Origin of the sequence: Limnospira sp. PMC 1279.21 (assembly GCF_032349615.1) — a bacterium.
Lineage (GTDB): Bacteria > Cyanobacteriota > Cyanobacteriia > Cyanobacteriales > Microcoleaceae > Limnospira > Limnospira fusiformis.
This window is the reverse complement of record NZ_JARPLU010000161.1, coordinates 1-10,376: the sequence shown is the minus strand read 5'-3', so window position 1 is coordinate 10,376 and position 10,376 is coordinate 1. Positions and strand designations below refer to the sequence as shown.

At 46.4% G+C, this 10,376-nt stretch carries 4 protein-coding genes; 1 reads left to right on the top strand and 3 read right to left on the bottom strand.

Features of this window, described 5'->3' with window-relative positions; translation table 11 throughout:
* Positions 1-264 precede the first annotated feature (264 nt).
* Positions 265-2,379 carry a TIGR00300 family protein gene (locus P5683_RS19480; RefSeq protein ID WP_315640922.1) on the bottom strand — a complete coding sequence of 705 codons (2,115 nt, stop codon included), beginning with the start codon at positions 2,377-2,379 and terminating at the stop codon, positions 265-267.
* A 362-nt stretch (positions 2,380-2,741) separates the two neighbouring features.
* Between P5683_RS19480 and P5683_RS19475 the strand changes: the two genes are divergently transcribed.
* Positions 2,742-5,897 (top strand): efflux RND transporter permease subunit, encoded by a 3,156-nt coding sequence (locus P5683_RS19475; RefSeq protein WP_193520781.1) that lies wholly within the window; start codon positions 2,742-2,744, stop codon positions 5,895-5,897.
* Between the two features lie 183 nt (positions 5,898-6,080).
* Here P5683_RS19475 and P5683_RS19470 read toward each other — a convergent pair whose 3' ends face one another.
* Positions 6,081-8,270: a WD40 repeat domain-containing protein gene (locus tag P5683_RS19470; RefSeq protein ID WP_006670656.1), complete on the bottom strand. Its 2,190-nt coding sequence runs from the start codon at positions 8,268-8,270 to the stop codon at positions 6,081-6,083.
* Complete coding sequence (locus tag P5683_RS19465) at positions 8,267-10,189, bottom strand: ATP-binding protein (RefSeq protein WP_006623435.1); 1,923 nt, start codon at positions 10,187-10,189, stop codon at positions 8,267-8,269. The genes P5683_RS19470 and P5683_RS19465 overlap by 4 nt, the downstream gene beginning before the upstream one ends.
* Positions 10,190-10,376 lie beyond the last annotated feature (187 nt).

The following is a 10,376-nucleotide window of genomic DNA, read 5'->3' as shown; positions in this document are numbered from 1 at the left end:
AACCATATTGGAAGTCTCGAAGGGGGGCCCAAAAATCAGGCTGTGTTATGGGATGGCCAGGGATGCGACCCAATCAACCAAGGGGTTGAAGTCCTCACCGGGTAGTTATTTCGCCCATTTCAGCTCTATTTCATACCCGAAGGTCTCGCACCATACTTGGTATTATACCGTATTGCCGTCAAATGTTAACCTAATTTGAGATTAAATCATGCTCCCCGATGATTAGATCGGGGGAGACTTGTGGCATGGTGTAATTATGGATGGTTAGACGGCAGTTTTGGCATCATAGCGACTGGTCAACCGGTCAAGTTGTTTGACTAACAAGCTGAGGAACAGCCCCACATCAGTGACGACACCCACAGACTCAACGGAACCGCGATCGCTTAACTTAGTTACCACAGCCGGGTTAATATCCACACAAACCATTTTAACCCCAGATGGAGTCATATTGCCGACACCGATAGAATGGAGCATGGTAGAGAGCATCAGAATCATGTCGGTATCTTGTAGCAACTGGCTATAGTGCTGCTGTGCTTGAATTAAATCCATCTGGGTATCAGGTAGAGGGCCATCATCGCGGATGGAACCCGCCAGGGAGAAGGGAACATCATTGCGGACACACTCATACATAATACCACTGGTGATTACTCCCTGTCGGACAGCACTAGCAATGCTACCGCAGCGCCGAATAGTATTAATCACTTTGAGATGATGGCGGTGTCCTCCTTTGACGGCGACTCCCTGTTTCATATCGACACCGAGAGAAGTTCCCATCATGGACTGTTCAATATCATGAACAGCGATCGCATTTCCGCCCAATAAAGCCTGGACATAACCCTCGCGAATGAGACGAGACAAATGCTGAGAGCCGCCAGTGTGAATAACCACAGGACCAGCAGTGACGACGACTTTACCACCGCGATCGCGAATTTGGCGCATTTCCCAGGCTACCTGTTCGACGATCAATTCTACGCGCCGTTCACTAGAAACCCCCGCCGACATAAAGCCAAATTCCTGATTATTACGCTGTTCACGAGATTCAGCTTTGCGGATAGTGCGGATACCCATAACATCGACAACTACTTTTTCGCCAACTTCGAGATCTCGCAACAATTTACAACGGGCGATCGGTCCTGAGGGTCCTTCGGTAACAGCGATCGCACCATCCATGCGCTGATTTTGAACTCTGACCCACTCACCGGCGATGCGTACTTCTGTGGGATAAATGGTAGTCACATAGAAATCATCGGGACTGACACCATGCTGATGGACAGTTTCCAGTTTCGCATCTTGAACATCCTCTTGTAGAGAAAACGCGCCGATATCAATAAGTTGACTCATAATCTCTTCCATGACCTCATGAGAGGGGGCTGAGATTTTAATTTGGGCGCTAGAGGTACTTTGGCGCTGTTCTCCTAGATTAAAATTCTGGACTTGGAAGCTACCGCCACCTTCGACGACTAGATCTAAGGCGCGGTTAATTAAACCTGCATCTAACAAGTGACCCTGTAAACAGACTGTGCGGCTTTCGAGTTGGGTCGCAGCATGGCGATCCTCAATAATGGGTTCAGTTACCCGCAGAGTTAAACATTTCGCCGCCCCTCCAGCTTTCAGAAATTCGGTCAGGGGAGTTTCAACGACATTAAATCCGGCTTCAGATAGCCTTGATTTCAGGTTATCGCTGATTTTGTTCATAATCACCGTCTGGTTAATATTGACGGCGTTACAGGCGAAATTAACCGCGTCTGGTTCATCAATAGCAATGCGCTTTTCTGGGGGAACTCGCAGTTCAATGAGACGATTTGAATAGGAATCAAAAGCTGGGGGATAGTACAGCAAATAACCCCCGGTTAAAGGACAAAAGCAGGTGTCGAGGTGATAGAAGCGATCGTCCATTAATCGCAGGGATAGGACTTCTATATTCAACCATTCCGCCAACAGGGAGTGAGAGTCGAGTTCAGACCGGAAACCATATCCCGCCCATAAATAGCGCCCTTCACGGTCTAATAAAGCATCTCCTGCGCCTTCAAAAGGGAGATCTTTGGGGAGTTCGTGGACGGTAAATCCTTGGCTTTCAAACCACGCCTTAAAATAGGGTTCCTCTCCTTGGCGTTCTTTATGGTAGAACCGACTGAGAACAACAGTTTTATCTAAGACAAGTCCGGCGTTAGCTGTGAACACCATATCTGGCCAACCTTTCTCTGGTTGCACTAGATCGACGATCGCATGATCTTTAATGGTATGGTGAAGTTTCTGCCATTGTTCTACAGCGCGCGCGTAGGATGATTTATGAATATTACCCTCCATCCAGGGGTTGATCACATAATCTACATCATAGTGATCTGGGGGACACATAAGAAAGCGAATCGCATCAGTCATAATTAAGCTAATTGGTAGATATACACATCACAGCCACTAAACCACAAAAACCACTCCCACACCTGACAAGTGTTTTAGAAGTGGTCAAGTTTAGTCATAGTCAAGCCGACTTATCATTTTAACATGGCCGGACACTTTCCCCATTGTTATCTGCAAATGCTAGACTAGGTGCTGGGGACGATCGCATTTCTATCTCCAGTCAATGCACACACATTCTGTGGTGGATACATTGGCTGGCGTACAATAGTCTACTCTCCCCTAGACCTATACCTTTAACATCCACGGGAGAAATAAAGCTATTAAAGCCTTTCCCTCTTGGCAACCAAAACCGATTATATTAGATGACTGTCAATTAATAAATTATGGCTAAAAATAGTTTTAATCTTTCCGAATGGTCGATTCGACAACCTGTTCCCACTTTGGTGCTGTTTTTGATTCTGACTCTGGTGGGGGTGATGTCTTTTTTTCAACTGGGAATTGATGATACTCCTAATATAGATATTCCGGCTGTTACGGTGACAGTTACACAACCGGGAGCGGGTCCTAATGAATTGGAAAATCAGGTAACTAAACCGGTGGAAGATGCGATCGCCGGATTAGGAAATATTGACCAACTTACCTCTACCGTCAGAGACGGAGTATCTACCACTACGGTGAGTTTTGTTTTGGGAACCGATAGCGATCGCGCTACTAATGATGTCCGTAATGCGATCGCCCAAATTCGCCAAAGCCTACCCCAAGATATTAACGACCCCATTGTACAGCGTCTCCGATTTGCGGGCGGGTCGATTATGACCTACGCAGTAACATCACCCACTCGCTCAGTAGAAGAACTTAGCGATCTTGTCGATCGCAACATTAGCCGCGCTTTACTTAACGTTCCCGGTGTCGCCCAAATTCAGCGAATCGGAGGAGTTGACCGAGAAATTTGCATCGAACTTCACCCCGATCGCATTCAGGGTCTGGGCCTTACCACTACCCAAGTTAACGACCAAATTCGTGCCTTTAATATTAACCTTCCCGGAGGGCGATCGCAAGTAGGCGGTAGTGAAAAAAGTATCCGCACCCTCGGAAGCGCCCAAACCGTCGAAGCATTAAGAGACTATCCAATTATACTCCCCAATGGTAACTCAGTTCCCCTGTCCAGTATTGGCACGGTTACCGATGGTTTAGCAGAAGTCCGCCAAGTCGCCAAATTTGCTGACTTTCCCCTCGACTCTAACAGTCAAATGGGTACTCCCGTCGTCGCCTTTTCTGTCCTCCGTAGTACCGGAAGCACCCTAGTATCTGTAGAACAAGGTATTCGCAATCGGGTGGTAGACCTACAAAAGACACTCCCAGAAGACATTAACCTAGAACTAATTGTTACCAGGGCTAACTCTATTCGCGAGTCCTATCAAGCCTCAGTGGATGCTTTAGTTATCGGTTCCATTTTAACCGTTGTGGTGGTCGGTATATTTTTGCGAAACTGGCGACCCACTTTAATTACCGCGATCGCCTTACCTTTATCGATTTTACCCACCTTCCTGGTGATGCGCCTGTTCGATTATACCCTCAATGGGATGACTCTATTAGCCCTAGCTTTAGCCATGGGAAACCTAGTAGATGATGCTATCTGTATGATGGAAAATATAGATCAGCACGTTGAGATGGGTAAACCTCCTTTTAAAGCTGCTATTGATGCTTCCCGCGAAATTGGATTAGCCGTAGTCGCTACCACCGCCACCATTGTCGCTGTCTTCCTTCCGGTCGCTTTTATGGGAGGAGTTCCCGGTCAGTTTTTCCAACCCTTTGGGGTCACAGTCGCCACCTCTACCATGTTTTCTACCCTGGTCGCCTGTACCATGACTCCCCTATTGGGCGCTAGGTTACTTCAACAAAAATCAACACCTCCCAAAACTGACACTAATCACACCCGGCGGCGCTTCTCTCCCTATCGCAGCCTTTTGGGTTGGTCTTTGCGACACCGCATCACTACCCTATTATTAGCGATCGCCTTTTTTGTCGCGAGTTTACAATTAGTTCCCCTCATCCCCAGAGGCTTATTTAATAGTGGAGATACTGGATTAAGTACCATTTCCCTGGAATTACCACCCGGTTCTACTTTAGCTGAATTGCAAACTACCACCCAGGAAGCGATCGCACTCTTAGCCGAAAATCCCGCCGTTGACAACGTTTTAGCAGTCTTGGGAAATCGTGGGGAAGGTGTCGTAGAAGTTAACCGAGCTACCCTGTCTGTAAATTTAGTCCCCTCCGATGAACGGGACCTATCCCAGGCGGAATTTGAAGCACAAATGCGAACCCGTTTTACTCAAATTCCTGGCGCGAGAATTAGCTTTCAGTCCCAAGGTGCAGGTGGCGGCGGGAAAGATTTATCTATTGTTCTGAGTGGTGATAACCCCGATTCTTTGTTAGAAACTGCTAATGCTTTGGAAAGACAAATGCGGTCAATTCCCGGACTCGTAGAAGTTACCTCTAGCGCTAGTTTGGTCAGACCCGAAATCTTGATTCGTCCTGACCCTAGAAGGGCTGGAGATTTGGGCGTTTCTGTACAGGCGATCGCTCGTACCGCTTTATTAGCTACCTTGGGTGATAATCAGTCCAATTTGGCTAAGTTTGACTTACCCGATCGCCAAATTCCTATCCGAGTACAATTGGCTGAGGAGTTTCGCAACAATTTTGATGCGATCGAAAATTTACGCATACCTACCCAGGATGGTCGATTAGTTCCCCTCTCTGCGGTCGCTGATATTACTATCGGTAGCGGTCCCGCTACTATTGACCGCTATTTCCGTTCCCGACAAGTACAATTGGAGGCTAATTTAGAAGGTCTTTCCTTGGGTGATGCTCTCGCACAGGTACAGGCTTTACCAGCTATGAACCCTCTACCGCCTGATGTACAACAGCAGTCCGAAGGTGATGCTAGAATTATGATTGATGTCTTCACCCGCTTTCTCTCCGCTTTGGGTTTAGCTGTCTTGGGGATTTATGCCATCCTCGTATTGCTTTACAACAACTTTATTATCCCCGTTACCATTTTGATGGCTTTACCTCTGTCCCTCGGCGGCGCATTACTAGCCTTGATGATTACTCAAAAAGAGTTGGGCTTATTTGCTCTCATCGGTATTGTCTTGTTGATGGGTTTGGTAACTAAAAATGCCATCCTTTTGGTCGATTGTTCTATGGCTAATCAACAGATGGGAATGTCTCGATTTAATGCAGTCCTAGAAGCTGGCTGCTCCCGACTGAGACCTATTTTGATGACCACTTTTTCTACCATCGCTGGTATGTTACCTATTGCTTTGGAATGGGGCGCAGGTTCTCAGGTACGCAGTCCTATGGCGATCGCTGTTATTGGTGGAATGACTACATCTACCCTCTTAACTTTGATTGTCGTTCCCGTCTGGTTTACCTATGTTGATGGTTTCCAAAACTGGCTGAAAAATCCTTTTAAACCCAAACGGCGGCGCGTATCACCTCCTAAAAGAATCCCTAAAAATATGGCTTCTATTAAATGATTTTGGGCTAGATGATTTTTTGTTCAACACCTCAAAAAAATCGCCTGATTTTGGGGGTAGGGGGTTGACAAATCATCAGCCCCCAGCTATGATGAGACTGTGGGGGTGATATGGCTATACGCTTGATTTTTTGTTCAACACAGAAAAACCTAAAGGGGTGGTAGTTTAGGGGGGGTGGAGGTTTCAGCCCTGAATACTCAAAAAATACATTTGTCCGCCGCCATCACCAGCGACCACTGTACGGCCATCAGAAGCGATCGCACAGCATCGGACAGCAGAAGAAGTGATGAACTTAGCGAGGACGGTTCCGGTGTTCAAATTCCATAACAGGAGGGTATCGTCAAAAGAACCGGACACAGCCCGTTTAGCGTCTGGGGTAATCGCCACAGCATTAACCGATCGCCGATGACCGACAAGCGATCGCACTTCTCGCCCGGTGAGCAAATCCCATAACTTGAGAGTATCATCAAAGGAACCGGACAGAGCCTGTTTACCGTCTGGGGTAATCGCCAACGCATCAACCCAGCGGCGATGACCAACAAGCGATCGCACTTCCAGTCCAGTTTGTAAATCCCAGAGTTTAAGGGTGTTATCCTCCGACCCCGAAAGCGCCCACCTACCATCACAGCTAATCGCCACCGCTGAAACGGAATCATCATGACCGCTAAAAGACCGAATTTCCTTGAGAGTGATCATATCCCAAAGTTTCAGGGTGTTATCCTCCGACCCCGAAAGCGCCCACCGACCATCACGGCTAATCGCCACCGCCCTAACCGGGTCAGTATGACCATTCAAAGAATATAATTCTTGTCCCGACTCCAAATCCCACAGCTTGAGAGTAGTATCTTCCGACCCAGATAAAGCCCGTTTACCGTCTGGGGTAATGGCTACCGTCCTGACCCAATCACTGTGACCCACCAAGCAGCGCAACTCCTGTCCTGTCCGCAAATCCCACAACTTGAGAGTTTCATCATAGGAACCCGACAGAGCAAACCTATCATCAGGGGTAATTGCTACCGCAGAGATAGCATGACTATGACCGTGGAAACAATCTAACTCCTCTTCCGTACCCAAATCCCAGAGTTTGAGGGTCTTATCAAAAGAACCCGATAGTGCTTGCGTACCGTCTGGAGTGATCGCCACATCCCACACCCAACGACAATGACCCATAAAAGATCGCAACTCTTCCCCGGTTTGTAAATCCCAGAGTTTGAGAGTCTTATCAAAAGACCCCGACAAAGCCCTTTCTCCGTCCGGAGTAATCGCCACCGCATTCACCGAGTCTTCATGACCGACAAACGATCGCAACTCTTTCCCGGTTTGTAGATCCCAGAGTTTTAGAGTTTGGTCAAAGGACCCCGACAGAGCGCGTTTCCCGTCCGGAGTAATTGCCACCGCCCAAACTGAACCTTCATGACCGACAAGCGATCGCAACTCTTCCCCGGTTTGTAAATCCCAGAGTTTGAGAGTCTTATCAAAAGAAGCCGACAGAGCGCGTTTACCGTCCGGAGTAATCGCCACCGCCGCCACCAAATCCCCGTGACCGGTAAAAGTTCGTATTTCCTCCCCCGTCACCAAATCCCACAGCCTGATAGTAGTATCTTTTGAGCCTGACAGAGCGCGTTTACCGTCCGGAGTAATCGCCACCGCTGTCACCCAATCCCCATGACCGACAAGCGATCGCAACTCTTCACCCGTCCGTAAATCCCACATTTTGATAGTGTTATCATAGGATCCCGAAACCGCCCGCTTACCGCTAGGGCTAATCGCCAAAGCCAAGACCCTACAAGTATGACCCTGAAGCGATCGCACTACCCGTCCCGTCTTCAAATTCCACAACTTTAGAGTAGTATCTCCCGAAGCCGACACACCAGCCCTACCATCAGGAGTAATCGCCACCGCATTCACCGAGTCTTCATGACCCTCCAAAGTCCGAATCAGCACCCCATCAGGGGAATCAAAACAGGGAAACAGCGGACAAAACCAAGACCGCTGCTGGTATTGTTTCACCTGTTCAATAAAACCCTTAATCCCCTCTTCCGAGAAATACAGTAGCCGTCCCATCAACTGTTCCGCCAACTGGTCGTTATTTTCCTCCAGGATATGAGAAGACATCAACAAAGACTTTTGAATCAATTGGAAAACCCGTTGCTGACCTGGGGACACTAAAGGTAAGGCTAAATCATAATCATCAATTATCGCCGCGATCCCCACATTGGCTAACTTTTGTTCCAAAAAGCCAAAATCCATTAACCAATCAACCAAGCGTTTTATATCCTTAATTTCCGCCAGATAAATAGGTTGGTGTCGTAACACATGGAGACGGTCTTCTGGTAACTGTTCAGTCAGCCAATTTGCCAGATTTTGGGTCATAAAGGCGCTCCCTTCGCTAAATTCTCCACAATACCACGTTTAAGTTCTTCAAGATTCACACCAGAATCAGCCGATTGCTTTTCCAGGAAATCATGAAAAGACCCGTGGTAAATACTATATCGAGTTTCGTTGTCAATAATTTGCACCTGCAAAAATTGATCCCATTGTTCCAGGAATGTAGATAGCACCGATTCTTCCACTCCTGTCAACTTAGCCAGCAAACGACAAGACACAGGTTCGCGCACTTTTGATAATACATAAATAGCACGAATTTGCGCCATAGGTAAGGATTTGTGGTTAATCCTCAGCATCTGCCAGTGGTGCTTATAATACCCCCACAAGCCAATCGGTAAACTTGCCAAAGTTTTACCATTATACACCCCATTATGTATATCATTCAACACATAGCGCAAATACATAAAGTTATTTTCACTTTTGGCGACCAGTTGAGTACAAAACTGTTCCGAGGTCAACTTTTGTGATGCCATCCACTGTTGAATAAAGCGACTTTGCGACAGCCGTTTATTGGTGTATTTACCAGCATCCCAAGCACTTTCTGACCGATACTGCCTTAAATTACAGATGGTTTTATTGTCACTGACGGGTAAAGGCAGTTTTTCATCACGTTTCGAGATGATAAAATAGACATTTTCCGGCAGTTTATCCGGTAAGTAAAGCACATTACTTCCCGGTGTTTGACTCGACAAATCCACCTCATTTAAAGCATCCACTACTACCACCAACTTTTTGCCCCGGGGTAGCTTCTGGCTGGCTTCTTTTAACAACCGTGATAAAACTTTACCATTTCGGAGGGCATTTTCTGGTAAACTGGTATAGTCCAGTTGATAATATTCAATTAGTTCAGTGCAGATATTTTCTAAGAATTGTCGAGCGGTCACTTTCCCTAAAGATTGGCTGTTAAAATAGCTCAGGCAATGACCTTCAAATAACTGCACACAACGCGCCAGGATAGAGGTTTTTCCATAGCCGGGATCTGCTTCCAAGACAAAATAACCTGGGGGTTCTTTTTCCAAAAACTCCTTAATGGCTTCAAAAACATGAGTCCGCCCCACAAAATACTTAGTTGTATCAGCTATGATACTTTCGCATTGTGGCGAAATCGTAAAAGGTGTTTTGCTCTGGTCAAAATATGGCTCTAAGGCTTCCTGAATTGACTCTAGTTTATCCTGTAGTCCAGTGTTCAACTGTTTTAAAATAGTTAGGATGTCTTGTTGGGTAATAGCAATTTTATGGGCTGAGGTTTGACCATCTCGCAGCAAGTCTAATACCATACTATGAAAAACTTTACCCCCTTTAGCAGCATCTTGTTTCCAGATTTCTGTGAGATTATGGGCGAACCGTTTATGCAAATGTTGGCTAATAGCTTTAATGGCATCTTGGTAATAGTGAATACCGTGGGATAAATGGGATTTATGTTGTTCCATTAACCAGGTGATTAAGTGTTCCCAACTTTGCAGATCCAGAGTTTTCAGGAAAATATCTGACCCATTAGCTGCTAATGTATAACGCAAATGGTGTTCACCGATCGCCTCATAGTCTGCTATACCTTCGCTACTGTGTTCGATTTGTAGCCAGTATTGTTGAGTATGTTTAGCTAAATGCTTTAATTCTCTGGCGATATGTTGATAGGTTTTTTTTTGGGCTATTTGCAATAACCCTAAAGCGATCGCACCTCCCACAGATTTGGCTAATTTTTCCTGACTCAAGCCGGGAGATGGTTCCCCCAATTTTTTGGCAAAATCCAGCAGTTTACTAGCGGTGATACTATTAACAGTAGGTTCCGAAAAATGTGTGTAAAACGGGGTTGCAGCTTTGGTATAACCTGTAACGACGGAACCCACAGACAGTAAGGCTGTCACCTCTAGGAAGAATTTGTGTTGCTTAACGGTATTGATCATAATTCGATTTCTGCCAGTGATGTTAACCGAGCAAACCTCTAGGCAATTTTCCGAGGATAACTGGGATAGGGTCTATAGTAAGCTTAATTTTAGAGATAGCAGCAATACATAAACTTATTTTCACTTTTGACCCTGCTGATACATTTACGCGACATTTATCCGGCTATTGCCTGACAATGCGACGATA

Excerpts from the sequence above, each read along its gene's own strand:
- P5683_RS19480 (WP_315640922.1), bottom strand. The coding sequence starts at position 2,379 with ATGACTGATGCGATTCGCTTTCTTATGTGTCCCCCAGATCACTATGAT.
- P5683_RS19475 (WP_193520781.1), top strand. The coding sequence starts at position 2,742 with ATGGCTAAAAATAGTTTTAATCTTTCCGAATGGTCGATTCGACAACCT.
- P5683_RS19470 (WP_006670656.1), bottom strand. The coding sequence starts at position 8,270 with ATGACCCAAAATCTGGCAAATTGGCTGACTGAACAGTTACCAGAAGAC.
- P5683_RS19465 (WP_006623435.1), bottom strand. The coding sequence starts at position 10,189 with ATGATCAATACCGTTAAGCAACACAAATTCTTCCTAGAGGTGACAGCC.